Source organism: Pedobacter sp. HMWF019 (genome assembly GCF_003061025.1).
GTDB lineage: Bacteria > Bacteroidota > Bacteroidia > Sphingobacteriales > Sphingobacteriaceae > Pedobacter.
The window spans coordinates 1-20119 of record NZ_QAIL01000144.1 but is presented as its reverse complement, the minus strand read 5'-3'; the positions used below and the strand labels follow the sequence as shown (position 1 = coordinate 20119).

General features: G+C 42.5%; 13 protein-coding genes and 1 pseudogene. 9 read left to right on the top strand and 5 right to left on the bottom strand.

Features of this window, described 5'->3' with window-relative positions:
• The 4 genes and pseudogenes from DBR11_RS09425 to DBR11_RS09410 form a co-directional block, all read left to right on the top strand.
• Window positions 1-1333: pseudogene (locus tag DBR11_RS09425) on the top strand (hypothetical protein); the annotation flags it as partial.
• 102 nt (window positions 1334-1435) lie between these two features.
• Window positions 1436-3796 carry a LamG domain-containing protein gene (locus DBR11_RS09420; RefSeq protein WP_108551927.1) on the top strand — a complete coding sequence of 787 codons (2361 nt, stop codon included), beginning with the start codon at window positions 1436-1438 and terminating at the stop codon, window positions 3794-3796.
• A gap of 77 nt (window positions 3797-3873) precedes the next feature.
• On the top strand, window positions 3874-4578 hold the full coding sequence (locus tag DBR11_RS09415; RefSeq protein WP_158275252.1) for a T9SS type A sorting domain-containing protein: 705 nt from the start codon (window positions 3874-3876) through the stop codon (window positions 4576-4578).
• Window positions 4575-4766 (top strand): PID-CTERM protein-sorting domain-containing protein, encoded by a 192-nt coding sequence (locus DBR11_RS09410; RefSeq protein WP_108551923.1) that lies wholly within the window; start codon window positions 4575-4577, stop codon window positions 4764-4766. The genes DBR11_RS09415 and DBR11_RS09410 overlap by 4 nt, the downstream gene beginning before the upstream one ends.
• Here the strand turns inward: DBR11_RS09410 and DBR11_RS09405 are convergent.
• From DBR11_RS09405 to DBR11_RS09390, 4 genes are read right to left on the bottom strand one after another with little or no spacing between them, the layout of a single operon-like run.
• Window positions 4763-5617, bottom strand: coding sequence for an N-acetylglucosamine kinase (locus tag DBR11_RS09405; RefSeq protein ID WP_108551921.1), 855 nt, complete (start codon window positions 5615-5617; stop codon window positions 4763-4765). The two genes, DBR11_RS09410 and DBR11_RS09405, sit on opposite strands and share 4 nt — an antisense overlap.
• An 18-nt stretch (window positions 5618-5635) precedes the next feature.
• Window positions 5636-6946: a TolC family protein gene (locus tag DBR11_RS09400; protein ID WP_108551919.1), complete on the bottom strand. Its 1311-nt coding sequence runs from the start codon at window positions 6944-6946 to the stop codon at window positions 5636-5638.
• On the bottom strand, window positions 6933-10046 hold the full coding sequence (locus tag DBR11_RS09395; protein WP_108551918.1) for an efflux RND transporter permease subunit: 3114 nt from the start codon (window positions 10044-10046) through the stop codon (window positions 6933-6935). Before DBR11_RS09395 ends, DBR11_RS09400 begins: the two co-directional genes overlap by 14 nt.
• A gap of 11 nt (window positions 10047-10057) precedes the next feature.
• Window positions 10058-11146 (bottom strand): efflux RND transporter periplasmic adaptor subunit, encoded by a 1089-nt coding sequence (locus tag DBR11_RS09390; protein ID WP_108551916.1) that lies wholly within the window; start codon window positions 11144-11146, stop codon window positions 10058-10060.
• A 218-nt stretch (window positions 11147-11364) separates the two neighbouring features.
• Here DBR11_RS09390 and DBR11_RS09385 point away from each other — a divergent pair, with 218 nt between their 5' ends.
• Complete coding sequence (locus DBR11_RS09385) at window positions 11365-13149, top strand: M61 family metallopeptidase (protein ID WP_233260703.1); 1785 nt, start codon at window positions 11365-11367, stop codon at window positions 13147-13149.
• A gap of 71 nt (window positions 13150-13220) precedes the next feature.
• Here DBR11_RS09385 and DBR11_RS09380 read toward each other — a convergent pair whose 3' ends face one another.
• Entirely contained in the window at window positions 13221-13703 is a 483-nt protein-coding gene (locus DBR11_RS09380) for a hypothetical protein (protein ID WP_233260702.1), read from the bottom strand.
• Between the two features lie 981 nt (window positions 13704-14684).
• On the opposite strand from DBR11_RS09380, the gene DBR11_RS09375 reads away from it, so the two are divergent.
• The 4 genes from DBR11_RS09375 to DBR11_RS09360 all read left to right on the top strand — a co-directional run.
• Entirely contained in the window at window positions 14685-16457 is a 1773-nt protein-coding gene (locus tag DBR11_RS09375) for a long-chain fatty acid--CoA ligase (protein ID WP_108551912.1), read from the top strand.
• Entirely contained in the window at window positions 16435-18150 is a 1716-nt protein-coding gene (gene ggt, locus DBR11_RS09370; RefSeq protein WP_108551931.1) for a gamma-glutamyltransferase, read from the top strand. Before DBR11_RS09375 ends, ggt begins: the two co-directional genes overlap by 23 nt.
• A 77-nt stretch (window positions 18151-18227) precedes the next feature.
• Window positions 18228-19550: a DUF6089 family protein gene (locus tag DBR11_RS09365; protein WP_108551910.1), complete on the top strand. Its 1323-nt coding sequence runs from the start codon at window positions 18228-18230 to the stop codon at window positions 19548-19550.
• A gap of 131 nt (window positions 19551-19681) precedes the next feature.
• Window positions 19682-20119, top strand: a 438-nt coding sequence (locus DBR11_RS09360; RefSeq protein WP_108551909.1) for a MarR family winged helix-turn-helix transcriptional regulator, incomplete at its 3' end; no start/stop codon positions are given.

The following is a 20119-nucleotide window of genomic DNA, read 5'->3' as shown; positions in this document are numbered from 1 at the left end:
CTTGTTGATAGCCGAGTTGTCTGCATTTAAAAATGCTTATATGGAACTCCTCTCTGATGGTATCCTGATGGAAGAAAGGCGTTACCAGAATCTTCATCCTAGAGAGTTTGTCCGCTTTTTATATCCTCATATTTTTGAGTATTTTCTCTTTATAGAACTTTTGGAGAAATTCAATCTAAATGTAGATGCTCATTTTTTGGAATATATAGACAAAACCTATAGCAGTAATCATGTCCGATTTATTTTATTGCAATGGACGGTCAGATATATGGTGAAAACTGCAGATTTTGTAACACTGAGTCATATTTTTAAGTTGGATTTAAATAATTATGAGAGAAATTATTTAATTCTGTTTATCGCTGAAAACTTGAAATATGCCATTAACCTCCATCCGGAAATAAAAGACACCTTAAAAGAACACCAGCTGCATGATGCCATTATCAAAGAGCTCATTAACTTTGATTTTGTAGATTCGTGTTATAAGCAATCTATTATGGTGCTGATCGATATCTGTGACAAAGATGAGCACTGGTTACTGTATCAGTCTATCCTCTCGGCACTGGATATTTTAAGCCTGAATAAGGAAAAGCTGGAACAAAGAATCATCCAGCTGGAAAGCCGTCAGGACTTATGTGCTTCTTCTTATTTTGACCCTCTGGAGGCCTTGCACATTGCCTATAACAAGAGTCAGAATATTCCGGTGCATTCCAGTCCGCTACTGGAGAAAATTGAAGGTTTTATCGTTGCTGAAAATGAATTCAAACCAATGGTTAGTGAGATGGCAGATACCTGGGCTGGCGTGCAGTATATTCTGATGCTGTCTGTAAACACGCTCTACGGAACACCTGAGAAAACTGTGCGAATCATCCATTCCATTCATCGCCTGCATCCCCGGTTGTTCTATAAAAGAGCTCCATTTGCCAGTCACTTATTGTTATTACTCGCTTTAAACGGTGTTAAATCCGACCAGTGTAAAAAGGCAGAACGGATCAGGCAGTTCATTTTTAAGATCTCAAAAGACAGAAACAGTCATGCTTTTACCAAATACTCTGAATTGTTGTTTCTGATGCTGAATGCAGAATTGAGTAGACAGGAAGGGGATTATGTGAAAGCCATCGGCCATGCTGAGGAAGCACTTGTTATTTTTAAACGAAATGATTTGAATATACATTGCGTTCAGGTGTATAATTTAATTATTGAAATGTATTCGAAATTAAATGATTTGACAAAACTGAATGAGTACAGGTATGAGCGGCTTTGCTTTCTGCATGAAAAAGAGATATCGAAAGAATTATTTCCATTGGGATTAGAGTCTACCAAGAGAGAATACTAGTGTGTATTTCTTTAAAGTTATTTTTATGGATTTTTATTGTAAATAATTTTTCTTTGGATAACTATTAACTACACTTGAAGGGTATTTTTCATTATATCCTTTATGAAGTTTATCCGAATTTTATTAACCAGAACCTCCGGGCTTTGTGCTTTGATGTTCCTGTCGTGTGGATTCCAGAGTGCAGCCCAGACCTGGATGACAGGTTTTGCCTGTAGAAAAAAAATCACCTTCAACAAAAACAAGATAGAAGGAAAACCCGTAAAGCTGCCCGGTGGACAGGAAACTTCGGGACTCCTGAATTTTCCTGTGCTTATTAGCCTGGAAGGTCCGGAGCTTAAATTTGAGGGCGATTATTTTGACCCTAAAATATCCAATGCAAATGGATTGGATATTGCATTCGCTGATGCAACAGCTCCTGCTATAGCCCTGAACATGCAACTTGACCATTACGATCCGGTAGCCGGAAAAATAACCTGTTGGGTACAGTTGCCTTTTCTGGCTTCCAGAGAAAGCATTACAGCCCCTTCAGCAGTTTATTTCTATTATAGCGCCTCTATCCTCCATAACCCTGATGGTGCTGCTGCACAAGAGATTTGGAGGGCTGATTACAATATGTTTACACATCTTAATGAGGGTAATGAGGGGAAGATTGGACAGGGAATGTTCCTGAATGGAAGTTCTACAGAAAAAAGGCTTTCTGAAAATACAGGGACTGAATTTCTTTTGTCTGCCTGGATTCTGACAGACAGGACTGGGGTTGAGCAGATGGTCATGACCAATGAAAGTGCAGGTAAGGGAGGGTATCAGCTGAAATTAATTGCCTCGGGAAATCTGGTTCTGGAAGGATTCTATGGCGCTCTTCCATCCTGGTCCCTGAACAGTTCTGCGGCCTTATCTCCTGGTGCTTGGCATTACGTCGCTGCTAAGGTGGTCAGCGGAGAAGCCCGACTCTATATAGATGGGGCTACGGTGGCCTCCAAATCTTCCGTCAACATCAGGCTGGGTATAGGAGGACAAGTGCTTTTGGGGGTTTCAAAGCAAAATTCTCTATATCTGTCAGGGAAGCTGGATGAGGTCAGAATTGGAAAGACCATACGAACTTTAGAATGGATAAAAACGGAGTATGAGAACCAGAACAATCCTGCCGGTTTTTGCAGTATCGGGACTACAGAATTCAGTCCGCAAACCACACCTTCGATATTTACCTTTGTTGGGGTAAAGAATAGCCTTTGGGATGAACCGGTCAACTGGGATAAAGGAATAATACCTCCTGACCATAGCAATATCAGGATCAAAGAAGGAAAGACAGTCGAACTTCGGAAAGATGTCGTTTTGAACAAGCTGCTGTTGGAGCAAAACTCGGCTCTATATCTCTATGCCGGACTCGAACTGGAGCAGTATGCAGAACTTCAGGTCAACTCGGGAATGTTTTCAGGAGCTACCGGAGATATCGTATTCAAATTGAAAGGGAATCTGGAAAATAATGGAGAGATCTCCTTAACAGGTGGAGGTAACAAAATGGTCTTTTCGGGAGGAACTTCAAAAATCAGGGTCTCAGGTGCCGGTAAGGCGAGCATATCTATATTGGAATTAGATCGTTTATTTTTGGCTGACGAGGTGAATCTGGAAGGAGGTTTGTATATCCAGAATTTTATAAGGCTGATCCGGGGGAGACTGTATACAAACGGCCGGCTGACCCTCTTGACCACGGCAAACAGGGCCGCTGCATTGGCTCCGGTTGAAAACTTGGAGGAGGTTGAAATTCTGGGGGATGTACAAGCGCAATGTTTTATTGCGGGTGGATTTCCTCTGCCTTCGAGCGGGAGAGGATGGAGACTCTTAAGCTCGCCTGTTTGTAATCCCAACCTTCAGTACGGGTTTGAAGCATTGAAAAGAAGTGTTTTTATTACGGGGCAGGGAGGAGTGTTAAACGGTTTTGATCCATCACCCAATAATGCGGCCACCCTCTATAGCCATGATCAGCAGCTACCAGGAATGCTTGCTCAGAAATACCTGCCCATCCCAAATATGCATACCCTGCTTCCTGTAGGGAGAGGATTCTTTCTCTTCTCACGCGGAGACCGGACAGTTCCGGGTGCTTATAGCCAACAGATCCAAAATCCACCCTTTTCCAGTGCGGATTCTTACATAATGACTTATACAGGCCGATTGTTTACCGGCAGACTTACCATAACGGTTTATAATGAAGATCGGGGCCAGGAGGGAGATGGATTTAACCTGCTCGGAAACCCCTATGCTGCATCCATCCGGTGGGGCAGTATTTATAAAGAAAATATAGGTCCTTATGTGTGGTTATATGATCCTTTGAATGCCTCATATAAGGTGAGTGATGATCCGGATGAAGTGATTCCTGCTGGTTCTGGTTTCTTTATTAAGGTTCTTAATGGGTTTAAAAGTGGGGTTATAGTTTTTAATGAAGATTGCAAGGTAAATTATAGATAATAGCTATGGATTTTCGAATATTTTATAAAAAAGTTTTTTGCGTGTGGCTTTGGTTAAGCGGTTCGGCTTTATTATGTATGGCTCAAGGAAAAGAAGGCCGTTTAAAAATAACACTCAGTTGCGGGGTTTTTTCCGATCAATGTATCCTGCTTTTTAAGAAGAGCATGGGAGAAGAGGCTAATGACCAGGATGCATTGAAGATCGGCGAAGGCCATATTGCGGTTGCAGTAATTGGTGCAAGCCAGGAACACTTTAGTATACGGGAAAGGCGGGTTTTAAATGAACATGTGGAATATGGCTTGTTTGTGAAAGGCTTCCCCTCAGATCATTATCAGCTTCGTATAGAAGGGATAGACATGCTGCTGGAGGATAAGTTGGAAAAGCGTTTCCTGCCTATACCTTCCGGTGGAGTTACCTATAATTTCAGTATAGATACCAGTGTTTATTCCAATCCGGAGGGAAGGCGTTTTATTTTGCATTTTGAACCCTGTGAAGAGCGGGGGATGCCACCCATAAATCAAGATAAAGTTTTAACAGTTTACCCCAATCCCTGGAAAGAGAAACTCACGATCAGTTTTAAAGAAAGCCCACAAAGAGACTTTGATGTTCTGATCAGAGACCTGTCGGGAAGCCTGGTGTGGAGCAGGCATTTTGAGCGTAGCGATGGCCGGAACGAATGGATGCTGGACTGTGGAAAACAAAGTCAGGGCATCTATTTTTTACAAGTTCTGGATGTCTTTCAGCGTCCGGCTTTTGAAACCATAAAACTTATACACGAATGAAAAAGTTATTCCTGATTATATACCTGGTCTCCGTAGTTCATTCTGCTATTGCTGAGGATCCCGGGCTTCCTGGCGGGGATCCGGATGTGCCAATAGACGGAGGCACCCTGATGTTCCTGGCTGCAGGTTTAGCCTATGGCGCCAGGTCGCTAAAGAAAAGGAATGAGCAAAAAAAAGAGGGCCCTTAAGCAAGAATACCCTCTTTTTTTAAAATAAAATTATAAATACCTTCAATTGGTTTCTGTAAGATCTTTCCTACCCGTACCTCGCTGTCTGCGCAAACTTTACGAAGGATGTCCTGATAGTAAAATGCAATAGAGCCAACGAAATGGCAGTCCAGTGATCTGTAATTGCTGTAGTCTTTTATATTGGTATCTACAAATTCCTGGAAAACCTCATGAAGGATCTGAGTAATGAAAGGGTGATCGGTATGGTTCACCATGAAACGGCTCAAAGAAGCCAGATAAGTATTTGGAAAAGGATTCTGGTATACGTTTGTAATTACCGTTTCCTTGTCAATGTTATACTCTTTTGCAAACAAAACACCAAGTTCTTCAGGCATATGCCCATAAAGGTAATTGGTCACTAACTTCTTACCCAGATGGGTGCCGGCACCTTCATCTCCAAGTACATAACCCAGACCATGTTTGCTGTTGTGTACAGTAACACCGTCATAATAGGAGATATTGGAGCCTGTTCCCAGAATGCAGGTTAGCCCTTCCTTATCTCCGCAAGTGGCATAGGCAGAACCCATCAGGTCGTGCTCTACACTAATAAAAGCCTTGGTAAAAAACAAGGATAAGCCATTTGAAATGACCTCATGTTTATCCGGGGAAGAACAGCCCGCCCCAAAGAAATAGATTTCTTTAACATCTTCAGGATTAAAACCCAGGTCTTTCTTTCGGGAAAAGAGTTTAAAGATGTCCTGAGCATTTAAAAAATAAGGGTTGATTCCCTGGGTATGGAACCGAACAGGTTCTCCCGAACTGTATCCCATCCAGTCTGTTTTGGATGAACCGCTATCTGCAACTAAAATCATTTGATAAATTTAAACATCTTATTGAAGATTCAAAGTACCACTGATTTCTTTTAATGATATTTCAGTCAGTTTGGCCTGATACTGAGCATCTAAAAATCTGGTGATGGCCTGAATAGAATTTCTTTGTGCTTCCCTCAGCTCCAGTGGAGCAATACTGCCCAGTCTGTATTTGTCCAGGGTGATGTCCAGGTTTTGCCGTGCTATTTCAACATTATTTGTTTCTACTTTCAGCAAATCGAGGTTGGCCTGATGATTTTGAAAGGCGGTGAGTAGTTGAGCTTGAACATCCTGTTTGGTTTTCTCGATGCTGAGTTGCGAAGAAGCCACCTGAACTTTAGCATTTCGCTCATTCTGACGCTGTAAAAATCCGTTGAATATATTCATACTGGCTGTTAGTCCATAAGTAATTCCCTGACCCCTGAACTTCTGGTTAAAGCCTGTAGGGTTGGCGCTCCTTGAAAACTCGTAACCGCTGTTTACGCCCACTACGGGATAGCGCTGACCCTTTACTTCTTTCAGGCTGAGTTCCGCAATTTTCTTGCTGATCATCGCATTCTGAAGGTCGGGATTAAGCTGCAGTGTCTGTTCTTGCAGTTCAGAGAAATTGAAAGTTTTATGGATATCGATATCTTCATGCACAATGACAGGCGTATTCAGGTCTCTGGCCATGATCTGATTCAGCGTAACAATAACATTTTGTAATTGATTTTTTTGTTGCAAATAGGTCGATGTATCCGCATTGTAGTCTACCGTAGCAGCCAGCACGTCAAGTTTAGATCCTTTTCCCAACTGGAGCTTATTGTTGGCGATTTTTAAACGGAACCTGGAGATGTCCAGCGTACTGTCTGTGGCGGCGACCAGACGTTGCTGGCGGACCACATTATAATAGGTGCTGATCACATTGGCTATCGTAGTCAGTATCGTTGCCTTGGCATTGACTTCTCCTTGCTTTTGCAGTTCCTTCAGTTTATCATAAGTAGCAAACATTTTGAAACCGTCAAATATGGTCCAGTCCAGGGCAACACCATAGTTGGTGCTGGTGTTGCGTACCCCGTCTGCCACTTTTTCTACACCAGTAGAGCTGGTCTGAACAGTATTTTGTTTACTGCCCGTGGTACCAAAGCTGCCTTGCAAACCAGGTAAAAAGCCTGCATTTCCCGGGTTGACATTGTTTTTTGCGATTTGCAGGTTATTGTTGATCAGTTTGATGTCGTAATTGTTTTGCAGGGCTATGGAAATAGCTTCCTGCAAGCTCAGTTTGGTCTGTGCCTGTGCGGGCTTAAGGTATAGGAGCACCAGCAGGCAAAGGACGAAATTAAATGGTTTCATTGGATTCATTTTCTAGTGCAGCCTTTAAAGAGTTTTGAAGATCTGTATTTTCTTTATGTTCTTTAGACCAGTACGAATAAATTGCAGGGATCACAAAAAGGGTAAGGACCAGTGAAAATACCGTTCCGCCTACAATAACCACCCCCATGCCGATCCTGCTTTTTGCAGCAGCACCCAAGGCCATCGCAATCGGTAAAGCTCCAATGGCAATGGCTAAACTGGTCATTAAAATAGGTCTTAATCTGGAAACAGCAGCCTCTCTGATTGCATCGTGAACACTTTTTCCTTGTTCTTTAAGCTGGTTGGCAAATTCTACGATCAGGATCCCGTTTTTAGTAACCAGTCCAATGAGCATAATGGTTCCGATCTGGCTAAAGATGTTCCAGCTCTGGCCAAATAACCAAAGGGATAGAAAGGCCCCTGCAACAGCCATTGGGACCGTCAGGATGATAATGATTGGATCTTTGAAACTTTCAAACTGAGCGGCCAGGATCAGGTAAACTAATAATAAAGCCAGTCCAAAAGCAAAGCTGGTATTGGAGGCACTTTCCCTGAAATCACGGGATTCGCCGCCCAGGTCTGTAGAGAAACTCTCATCAAGTACTTTTGAAGCAATCCTGTCCATGGCATCTATTCCTTCTCCGATACTTTTCCCGGGCGCGAGGCCGGCAGAAACGGTGGCAGCGGTAAAACGGTTGTTCCGGTACAACTGAGGCGGGCTGCTTTCTTCTTTAGCGGTCACCAGGTTGTCGATCTGGATCAATTCATTTTTGTCGTTTCTAACATATACCGAGCTTAGGTCCAGAGGATCTTTACGGTCTGCCACCTCAAACTGACCAATAACCTGATACTGTTTTCCGTTCATGAAAAAGTAGGAAAAACGCTGACCACTCAGGCCAAGTTGCAGCGCAAGACCGATATCCTGTACCGATACACCCAGGTTTTTGGCCTTGGCGCGGTCAATGGTCAGGTCGATCTCCGGCTTATTGAACTTCAGATTGACATCTGATGTGGTAAATGTAGGGTCCTTGGAAACTTCATCCATAAACAAAGGCACCTTTTCCCGAAGCTTTTCGAAGTTCTGGGCCTGGATGATATAGTTGATGGGCAAGCCCCCACGGCGTCCTACAGAAATGGTTGGTTGCTGGGTTACGACCACTTTACCTTCCGTGTATTTTCTGGTGATTTTGGTCAGTTTTGCCGCAATTTCAGCCTGGCTTCTGTTGCGTTCATCAGGATCCGTTAAACCCATTCTTACAAAGCCACTATTGGTTGAAGCTGTTCCGCCAAAGCCTGGTGAAGTGATCGTAATATTCACTTTCTTTTCCGGAACGGAATCTGCAACCATTTGTGAGATCTTCATCATGAATTGATCTGTATAAGTAAACGAGGCTCCCTCAGGCGTAGTTACATTCATGTTGATGGCACTTCTGTCATCGTATGGTGCAGTTTCTTTAGGTAGAATTTTCCAGAACAGTACAATGAGGCCCATACAAACAATAATGATTGGGGCGGCCAGCCATCTTTTGTCGAGGAATTTATTCAGTTTATCCGCATAAGTATCATTAAGCTTCACAAAATAAGGTTCTGTAAAGTTGTAGAACCTGGATTTCTTATGCCCTGTTTTTTTCATCAGGTAAGCGTTCAGCATCGGGGTTAAGGTCAGTGAAACAAAGGCTGAAATCAACACCGCAGCACCGATGACGATCCCAAATTCCCGGAACAGACGACCCACAAAACCCTGTAGAAAGATTACGGGTAAAAATACGGCAGCAAGGGTGATGGAAATGGAAATTACGGCGAAGAAAATTTCATTGGAACCCTTTATGGCTGCTTCAAAAGGAGAATAACCCTCCTCTACTTTTTTGAAAATGTTCTCGGTCACCACAATACCGTCGTCTACCACCAAACCTGTGGCCAGTACGATGGCCAGTAAGGACAAAACATTAATAGAGAAGCCAAAAATGTACATCACAAAAAAGGTAAACACCAGGGAAACCGGAATGTCAATTAGGGGTCTGAAAGCGATGGCCCAATCCCTGAAGAACAGATAAATGATCAGGATCACCAGAACAAGAGAAAGGATGATCGTTTCCGCTACTTCGGTTACCGAACTCTTGATGAATTTGGTGGTGTCGAGAGAAATGTTCAGCTTGATGTCTTGTGGTACGTCCTTTTTGAGTTGTTCAAAACGCTTGTAAAATTCTTTAGAAATGTCAAGGTAATTAGCGCCAGGCTGTGGAACCAATCCTACAGCAACCATTGGTTTACCCGACTCTCTTAAAATCGTTTCTTCATTTTCAGAACCCAGTTCGGCATAACCAACATCCTTCAACTTCACCACATGATCCAGGTCATTCTTTAGGATCAGATTGTTGAATTCCTCTTCATTTGTCAGCTTTCCGAGGGTTTTGATCACAAGTTCGGTGCTTGCGCCGGTAATTTTACCGGAAGGCAATTCTACATTTTCTTTGTCCAGTGCCGCTACAATGTCTTGTGGGGTTAAGCCATAAGAAGCCAGCTTATTCGGATTGATCCGGATGCGCATAGCATATTTCCTTTGCCCCTGGATTTGTACCGTACTTACGCCTGTAATGGTCTGAAGGCGGTCTGCAATGACGTTCTCTGCGTAATCGCTCAATTGCATTACATTTTGTTTATCACTTTGAATGGTCATCGTGATCACCGCATCTGAATTTGCATCTGCTTTGGAAACGACCGGGTTACCGTCAATATCTTTTGGTAAACTCCTGGCCGCCTGTGAAACTTTATCCCGCACGTCATTGGCGGCATCATCAATATTTTTATCCAGGTTAAATTCAATCGTAATGTTGCTGCTTCCCTGGTTACTGGAAGAAGAAATATTTCTGATCCCATCTATACCATTGATGGATTTTTCCAGTGGTTCGGTAATCTGAGACTCAATAATATCTGCATTGGCACCCGGATAAGAAGTTCTAACGTTTACAATGGTTGGGTCAATGTTAGGGTACTCCCTAACGCCGAGGAAATTGTAACCGATCACCCCAAAAAGCAGGATCATCAAGTTCATCACAATCGCCAGAACGGGCCTTTTTATACTCGTGGTTGATATACTCATTTTGGCTAACCTTAATTTTTAGTAAGCGTTACTTTTACCGGAGCATCTGGTTTCAGGGCCATTGCGCCTGTTGTCAATACTGTATCCCCTACATTTAACCCGGAGGTGATCACAATAGATTCGGCGGTACGCGTACCTGCCTCAACAGGTACCTGTTTCGCTTTTCCGTTTTTGACAATGTAAACCGTCTTTCCCTTCAGTACCGGAATGATCGCCTCGTTAGGAATCAAAATGGCGTTTTCCTGTGTAGATAAGGAGAGTTCCACTTTTGCAAATGCACCTGGAAGCAATTCATTATTTGGATTGGGTGCCAGGGCTTTGATTTGCAGGGTTCGGGTTTGGGTGTTGATGCCCGGTTCGAGCGCAAATACTTTTGCTGTATAGGTTTTTGGCGAACCCTCTGTTTTAAACTTGATGTCAGAATTCACTTTGATCTGTCCGGAATATTTTTCAGGCACAGAAAAGCTGATCTTAATCGGATTAATGCTGAGCAGGTTTGCGATGATTCGGGTTGGTGCAAGGTAATCTCCAACGGAAATAGATCTTAGGCCAATTTTTCCACTAAAAGGGGCAAGAATCGATGTTTTGGCCAGTTGGGCTCTGATCAATTGGGTTTGGGCCCTCAAAGAAAGCAAGTCTGCAAGTGCAGTATCGTATTCTTCCTGGCTGATTGCCCCTTTTTGCAGCAGTTGTTTTGCCCGGTTTTCAACGGTGGCAGAAAGTTTTTCCTTGGTAAGTGCTTGTTGTAGCTGAGCCTGGATATCTCTGTCATTGATTTTGACCAGTAAAGTGCCCTTAGTTACATTGCTTCCTTCTTTGAAATAGATGCCGGTCACCAATCCCGAAACCTCGCTTTGAAGTGCCACAGATTCGTTGGCATCTATAGCCCCTGTGATCTCCAGATCGTTGTTGAAAGAAATGGTTTTTACAATATATCCATTCACATTGAGGTGTTGTCCGGCACCCTTTTTTCCTTTATCCGAGCCTTTGCCCATGGAGGCACCCTCTGCTGCAAGTTTCTTGTTGGCAGAGATGCGGTAATAAACCAGATAGCTTATGCCAAGAACAATCCCGGCATAAATAAGATATTTAACCTTCATATTATTTGTGTGGTGTGCGATTTTAAATACAAAAATATTTAAATATGTCACTGTGTATCTGTTGTATTAAGTATGTTACAGCCTCTTTTGAGATTTAAATCCAAAAAGAAGAGATAAATTATAAATTTGCTTCCCTACAAAACAACTTATTATAAGGAAACAATTACATTCAAAAGAAGGTCCTTGTGCGCACAAGGGCTTTTAAGAAACAGATGGAAATGAAGAAATCGTTAGCAGGATTAGTAATATTACTAGCATTAGGAATGACAGCAAGTTCACAGGTTAAAATTGGTTTTGAAGTTAGCTTCAAAGAACCGCAGGCACATTATGCGGAGGTAGAGATGAACATCTCAGGAATAAACAAGGATTATGTAGACGTGAAAATGCCGGTATGGGCGCCGGGTTCTTACCTGGTAAGAGAGTTTGCCAAGCAAGTTGAAGGTTTCAGTGCAACTGCCGGCGGAAAACAGGCGAAATTTGAAAAAGTAAGAAAAAATACCTGGAGGGTCTATACTTCCAAAGCCAATACTTTGAAAATCAATTACCGGGTTTATGGTTTTGAAATTTCTGTGCGTACACCTTTTATTGACGATACGCACGCTTTTCTGTCTTCAACTGGGATTTTTATGTACCCTGAAGGTATGCTGAAGCAACCAAGTACGGTAAAGATCATTCCGTTCAAAGGATGGAGCAAAGTGTCTACCGGGCTGGAGCCTGTTGCCGGAGAACAATTTACCTATCGTGCAGCAGATTTTGATATCTTGTTTGACAGCCCGATTGAAGTAGGTAATCAGGATGTTTTTGAGTTCACGGCAGCGGGAGTAAAGCATGAAGTAGCGATGTATGGTGGTGGAAATTATGATGCTTCCCGTCTAAAAACAGATATGGCAAAAATTGTAGAAAGTGCAACAGCTGTATATGGGGAGAACCCAAACAAACATTATACCTTTATTGTACATAATTATGCACAAGCCGGAGGTGGTCTGGAACACCTGAACTCTACAGTGCTGGGGGCTTCGCGTAATCAGTATGCATCAGAAGAAGGGTACAAAGGCTTTTTAGGTCTTGTTGCTCATGAATATCACCACTTGTGGAATGTGAAACGTCTCCGTCCGGTGGCCTTGGGGCCATTCGACTATGACAATGAAAACTATACGACCAATCTTTGGGTAGCAGAAGGATTTACCGCTTATTATGAGAACAAATTCATGTTGCGCTCCGGTTTTGTCAGCCCAGAGGAGTTTGTAGCCAACCTGGCCAGCGCAGTAGCTGGTGTTGAAAATACCCCGGGTGCAAAAGTTCAATCTGCTGCTTCTTCCAGCTACGATGCCTGGATTAAGTATTACAGACCAAACGAAAACTCAAACAATACAGGGGTTTCTTATTATAGCAAAGGCGAGGTGATTGGTCTGATTATGGATCTGGAGATCGCGAAGGCAACAAAAGGAGCCAAAAGCCTGGACGATGTGATGAAGGCGATGTACCTGCAATGTAAAACCTTAAAAAGAGGTTATACCGATGCTGAATTTAAATCCATGGTAGAGAAGATCAGCGGACAGAGCTTTACAGATTTCTGGGCCAGGTATGTCAACGGAACAACACCGGTAGAATACGATAAGTATTTTGGTTATGCGGGCATTAAAGTGAAAAACGAAAATGAAGGCAAAAGTGTCCCTTATCTGGGAGTTACTTCTGTTAAGAAAGAGGGCCGTATCTTCATTACTGCAGTTTCCCGTAATTCTGCGGCCTGGACAGACGGCCTGAATGTGAATGACGAGATCCTGAGCATTGATGGTAGTCCTGTTGAATCATCTATTGAGCGCATGCCGGCCATCACTGGTAAAAATGTTGGTGATGTAGTGCAGATCAATGTGGGCAGGGATGGAATTCAAAGGACTTTTAAAGTAACGCTGAAGGCGAATCCTAATCTAAAACTAGTTCCTGTAGCTGCTGAAGCCAGTGCGGAACAATTGCAGGTTAGAAAAGGCTGGATGGGAATTTAGGATTTACAAACGGAAAAAAGGGCGGTAACTGTGAAGTTGCCGCCCTTTTTTATAGGTAGATGATTATTTTCTTAAAAGGTGAAGCGGATAGATAGACCTAAGCCTGATCCGTCAAATTCTGTATCTGGTGCCAGCGCAATTGCAGGTTTCCAGTCCAGTGAAAGATTAATAGGTGCATCTACAAATTTGTAATCCAAACCTATAACACCATCAATTGACAGGTAAAGGTCTCTTGAATTGGTTGGTTTGTATTTAGCGGAACCTATTGTACCACCGATACCATAATACCAACCTAAACCTTGAACATCCTGAATTTTGTTGTTGATCTCATATAAACCAGTTAAGCGGAAGTATTTGTAGTCGTCATGAGATCTGAAATTGGCAATAAGGTCTAACATCTTGTTCGAACCAAGGCTGGTTTTGAAGGTCACGCCATTTGCGGTTCCAAAACGACCACCAATAGCATTTTGATAATCCTGTGCTTTAGAGGTAGAAATCATGGCAACTGAAGCCATTACAGTTAAAAATAGAATAGTAAGTGTTTTTTTCATCATATGAATTTGTGTGGGTAATAGGTTTACCCACTGAGCAAATATTGTGCCGCTCAAGGGTGATGGATCAGAAAACAGGTGTAAAGGAGAATTGAATTGGAAGGGAATTATGTCGGAAAATTCTGTACAGCTGCTTCAAGACTAACGATATCAGGCGGCTGAAGAAGCCGCAGATCTCTGAGGTCTTTCCGCAGCGTACGAGAATTTTCCGTAGCAAATTGCAGAGGAAGGAGGTGACCGGGCAGGGCGTAGGACCAGGTAAAAGTGATGCACGGGAGGAGACTGGAATACGACAGGCCAGAGGCTGAGCCTCACATCATACACACATCAGACACACTTTCTTCACAAAAAGGTACCTGTTTGTGTATTAATTGTGACGGAGGTGTGTATAAGGTGTGTACAAGCCCTTATCTTGTGGAGATCCTCTTATATTGAAATTAGCATACAATAGATTTAACCTGCCCTGCTTGATGCCTTGACTTTGCTTCCAGCTATGCATTATATAAAATCGGACTTGCAAAGTTCCAGAGAATAAATGCCAGTTCCACAACCTGCCCTGCTTGATGCCTTGACTTTGCTTCCAGCTACGCGTTATATAAATCGGACTTGCAAAGTTCCAGAGAATAAATGCCAGTTCCATAACCTACTCTATTCCATGCCCGGACTCTTCCTCCCAGCTTAAGCGCCATGAAAACGTCAATATTACTCCGAGGAGACCTCAGCTTTGAAGCAAGACGCGTAGCGGCGCAAAAAGCGTTAGTCTCCGAAGAGTATATTGGCGTTTTACGACAGCTTATGTATTATTTTAAACCTCAGCTTTGAAGCAAGACGCATAGCCGCGCAGAAAGCCTTAGTCTCCGAAAAGTATATTGAGTTTTTACGAATAGCTTACCAATTTTCTTACATGGAGACCGTTTTTTTAAAATTTTAAATTGTTAGATTTGAGAAACACAGTTTCGGTAAAACTCTAATCAGATAAAATCTATGCCTGTAACGATAAAAAGAGTATTTGATCTCCTCCAGTATAATTTAGAAAAATTTCCTAAAGAAGTATTCGTAAGCGGAAAATTACAAGGACAATGGAAGACACACAGTACAGCGCAATTTGTTGAAATAGTTAACAACCTTAGTAAAGGACTTGTCCGTAAAGGATTTGGAAAAGAATCCAGAATTGGTGTGATGTCGCACAACAGACCAGAATGGAACATTACTGATTTTGCCATTATGCAGATTGGGGCCTATCAGATTCCATTGTATCCCACGCTGGCCGAACACGATATACAATTTATCCTGAAGGATGCCGAAGTTAGTCTGATCTTTGTTGCAGATGAGGCTCTTTATAAAAAAGTAAAGAGTGTTGCAGACAGCCTGGAGCAGAAAATTGAAATCTATACCCTGGATAAGGTTGGGGGTGCAGATCACTGGGAAGTTTTAACAGAAGAAGGTGCAAAACATCAGGATATTAACCTCGAAGAATATCGCGCTGCTGTTACCCCCGAAGACATTCTGACCCTGATCTATACTTCGGGTACCACGGGCACTCCGAAAGGGGTTATGCTCACCCATGATAACCTGGTGAAGAATTTTGAAAATTCTGCGGTTTTGTTACCGGAAGGGATCCATAAAGGCCTGAGCTTTTTGCCGCTTTCCCATATTTTTGAACGAATGATCGTTTACTTGTATTTCTACACCAATGTGTCCGTTTATTATGCTGAGAGCATGGATACTATTGTTGCAGATATCCAGTATGTAAAACCAAATGCCTTTTCTACAGTCCCTAGGCTGCTGGAGAAAGTCTACGAAAAGATCATGGAAAAAGGAAAAGAACTCAGCGGAATAAAAAGAGGAATTTTTTTCTGGTCAGTTGCTCTGGCCGAGAAGTTTGAAACGAAAAGAACTTGGTTTTACGATTTTAAGCTTGGTATTGCCAGGAAACTGGTTTTTAAAAAATGGCAGGAGGCCCTTGGAGGGAACATCGTTGTTATTGTTTCCGGAGGGGCGGCATTAAATCCGAGACTGGCCAGGATATTTTGGGCAGCCGATATGCCGGTATTTGAGGGTTATGGCCTTACCGAAACTTCTCCAGTGATCACGGTAAACCATTTTGACAATACCATGTTTGGAACTGTTGGGCCAGTTATTGATGGTGTAGAAATTAAAATTGCAGAAGATGGGGAAGTATTGGCCCGGGGACATGATATCATGAAAGGGTATTACCGTCGCGACGATTTAACTGCAGAAACTATTGATAAAGATGGCTGGTTCCATACCGGTGATATCGGCGAAATTGTGGGCGGACGCTTTCTGAAAATTACAGACCGTAAAAAAGAGATTTTTAAAACTGCAGGAGGGAAATATGTTGCTCCGCAGATGCTGGAAAATAAGTTTAAAGAAACCCCGCTGGTAGAGCAAGTCATGGTGCTTGGTGAAAACCGGAAGTTCCCATCAGCACTGATCGTGCCGAATTTTCCTGCTTTGAAAACCTGGGCCGGTAAAAAAGGTATCAGTTATACCACAGACGAAGAAATGATCAAAAATCCGCAGGTATTGGAGAAGTTTGAGCAGATTGTGCAGTTCAGCTCTAAGGAATTTGGAAAATGGGAACAAGTGAAGCGTTTTGCCCTGCTTTCTAAAGCATGGAGTATTGATGGCGGAGAACTGACACCAAAGTTGAGTTTGAAAAGAAAGGTGATTCTGGAAAAGAATAATGCCGTTATTGAAAAGATTTACAAAGATGCAGAGAATTATAAAGCGTAGTCCGGTTGCCGTAGTTACGGCATTGTTTTTAATACCAGCAGTGCTGGGTGGATGTGTGAGTGGGCAGCTTGGCCAAAAGAATAGTCCGGAATACAGGAATGGTATGGTGGTTTCTGCTAAGGAGCAAGCTTCTAAAGTAGGCGTTGATATTTTGAAGAAAGGTGGGAATGCGATCGATGCTGCTGTTGCGGTTCAGTTTGCACTCGCGGTGGTTTATCCCAATGCGGGTAATATAGGTGGTGGCGGATTTATGGTATACCGCTCTGCAAAGGGAGAGACCAATACACTGGACTACCGCGAGAAAGCTGCTGAGGGCGCATCAAGAGATATGTACCTGGATGCTGCAGGTGCACCTATTGTAGATAAAAGCTTATATGGAAGTCTTGCAGCTGGTGTGCCAGGTTCTGTTGCCGGAATGATTGAGGCTCACGAGAAATATGGAAAGCTGGCGTGGGCCGATCTGGTTCAGCCGGCGATTGATCTGGCAGAAAAGGGCTTTGCAATTAGCGAACGACAGGCCAGAGAACTGAATGAGCTGCACGACCGCTTTGTTCAGCTGAACCCCGAAGGGACGGCCCTGATCAAAGAGGGTAAATGGGCGCCCGGCGAAAAACTGGTGCAAAAAGAGCTTGCTCATACTTTAGAGCTTATCAGAGATAAAGGGAGAAGTGGTTTTTACGAAGGAGAGGTTGCAGATGCTGTTGTTGCAGAGATGAAGCGCAGTGGGGGGATTATTACCTCTGGTGACCTTAAAAATTATAAAGCCATTTGGCGTAAGCCGATTGTTGGTCAGTATAAAGGTTTTAAGATCATTACTATGCCTCCGCCATCCAGCGGTGGAATTGCCCTGGTGCAACTGCTGAAATCTGTAGAACCTTACCCCCTAAAAAAATGGGGTTTCAATACGGATTCTACCGTACAGGTAGTGGTGGAGGCAGAGCGAAGAGCTTATGCTGACCGCGCAACCCATTTGGGAGATCCTGATTTTTACAAAGTACCTGGACGGGAGCTGATGAAGGATGCTTATATTAAAGAAAGGATGAGTAATTTCGACTGGAATAAAGCCACGCCAAGTTCGGAGGTGAAAGCAGGAGTGGTTACGGCCTTGGAACATGAGGAGACAACGCATTATTCGATTGTGGATAAAGAAGGCAATGCAGTGTCTATAACGACGACATTAAATGGTTCTTATGGTTCCTGTGTAGTAGTTAAAGGTGCAGGTTTCCTGCTGAACAACGAGATGGACGATTTTTCTGTAAAGCCGGGCGCACCAAATATGTATGGTCTTGTAGGTGGTGAGGCAAATGCTATAGCACCTAATAAAAGAATGTTGAGCTCTATGACGCCAACCATCATCGAAAAGAACGGAGACTTATTTATGGTTGTGGGTACGCCGGGTGGATCCACGATTATCACTTCGGTATTTCAAACCATACTGAATGTCATTGAATTTGACCAGGGTATGCAGGGGGCAGTAACTTCAAAAAGATTTCACCACCAATGGTTGCCAGATGAAATACAGGTAGAAGAAGGAGCACTGGATAGTTTAACAGAGGTCCGGTTAAAGAGTAAAGGTTATATCATTAAACCAAGAGGACCTATTGGAAGGGTAGACGCTGTCCTAAAAACTAAATGGGGTTATTATCAGGGGGGTGCAGACCCGAGGGGCGATGATAAGGCAATAGGGTGGTAAAGATTTAAACATTTCCACAAAAAAGTCTTGTTTTCTGGAATTGGTACGATTTTTATATAGTTAATGAAAAACAAATTATGAAAATATCACTAATTAAAACTCTTCCCGCGGCGGTTGTCGCATTGCTCATTGGGAATGCTGTGCACGCACAGGCACCAGCGAGCTCATCTGCTAAATTAAATACCTGGTCAATTGGTGTTAATGCAGGTTTATTAACAGGTCTTTCTCCATTAGGCGGCGAAAATGACTTTTCTAACGAAAAGAGCAGCTTAGGTTATGGATTGTATATCAAAAAGCAATTCACACCTTATTTCTCTTTGAGGTTAGACGGAGTTAGAGGTACCGTAAAAGGAGATAATACCAAAGCTTTTAAAAGCGGTTTTACACCAACAGGTGGTGTGAGTGCTTATGAAACCAAATTGAACTGGTCTGGTAGTTTAAACGCGGTAGTGAACTTGTTCAATATCGATATGTTTAAAAAAGAAGATGTGTTGCAATTGTATGTTTCTGGTGGTGCTGGTTTGGCTGGTTATAAACCAAAAATTACAACAGCGAGCGGAACTGCAGATTATTCAAACAAGGACATTAAAGAATTGATCATTCCGGTAGGTGCTGGAGCAAAATTCAGGTTGTCTGACAATGTTAATTTTGACCTTGGCTGGACAGTGAATTTTGTTGATGGTGATAACTTTGATGGTTACAAACATGGTAATGCAAATGATAAGTACAACTACGCTTATGCAGGTTTAGAGTTCTCTTTGGGTGGTGGCAAGCAATTGGCATTCCACAACCCGGTTGCTTTAACTTATGATGAGGCTTTAGCTGCAAAACAAACTGCTGATGCTTTAAAAGGTGATTTGGATGCTGCAAAAGCAGACAATGCCCGTTTAAGATCAGAAATGAATGATCTGTTGAAAGACAGTGATGGTGACGGTGTAGCAGATAAACTGGATAAATGCCCAGGTACTCCAGCAGGAGTAGTTGTTGATGGTTCAGGTTGTCCTTTGGTTGTTCCTGCGCCAATCATTAAAGAAAAAGTAATCGTTACAGAAGCAGATAGAAAAATCGTAAATGAAGCGATTAAAAATCTGGAATTTGATCTTGGAAAAGCAACCATCAGAGCAAAATCTTACCCAACTTTAAACAGGGTAGCTGCATTATTGGTAGAGAAAAACTTCAGCCTGAAATTAGCTGGTCATACCGATAATACTGGTTCTATGGCTTTAAACTTGAGATTGTCTAAAGAAAGAGCTGAGTCTATCAAAGCTTATCTGGTTTCTCAAGGTGCTAATCCATCTAGAATTGAAGCAACAGGTTATGGTCCAAACCAACCTATTGCTACCAACAAAACTGCAGCTGGACGTCAGAAAAACAGAAGGGTAGAATTTACCTTATACTAGTTGATCTAAACAGTTGATTTATAAAGCCGCACCTTTTAAAGGTGCGGCTTTTTTTTGTGCTTTTTTTGATGAAATTATACTTGCTTTAAAGTTTAATATTCATTAGCTTTGTTATGCAAGCATAATAATTAATGAAACAGCAGGAAACAATAGATTATTTTTTAAAGGTAGTTTGGCAGAATGTGTCCAACAGCTATAACCAGATTGCTTCGGGATTTGGTATAACGCAGGCCATTGGTTATGTGTTGATTAATATCGAGAGAGAAGGTACTGCGGTTTCCAAACTGGCTGGCCTTCTTGGTGTAAAGGCAACCAGTTTGTCCAGAATGTTAAACAATATGGAAGATCTGGGGTTAATTTACCGGGAAACTTCATCTGGTGATAAAAGGTCAGTAAAAGTTTTCTTAACCGACCTTGGCCGGGAGAAGAGACAGATGGCAAAAGGAGTGGTGATTGCTTTTAATGAGTACCTGAATGAAAACCTCAGTGTACAGGAGAAAAGCAATCTGTTGCTTACCCTGCAGAAATTGAATAAACTAACTTTAGCATATACAAGTACTACAGATGAT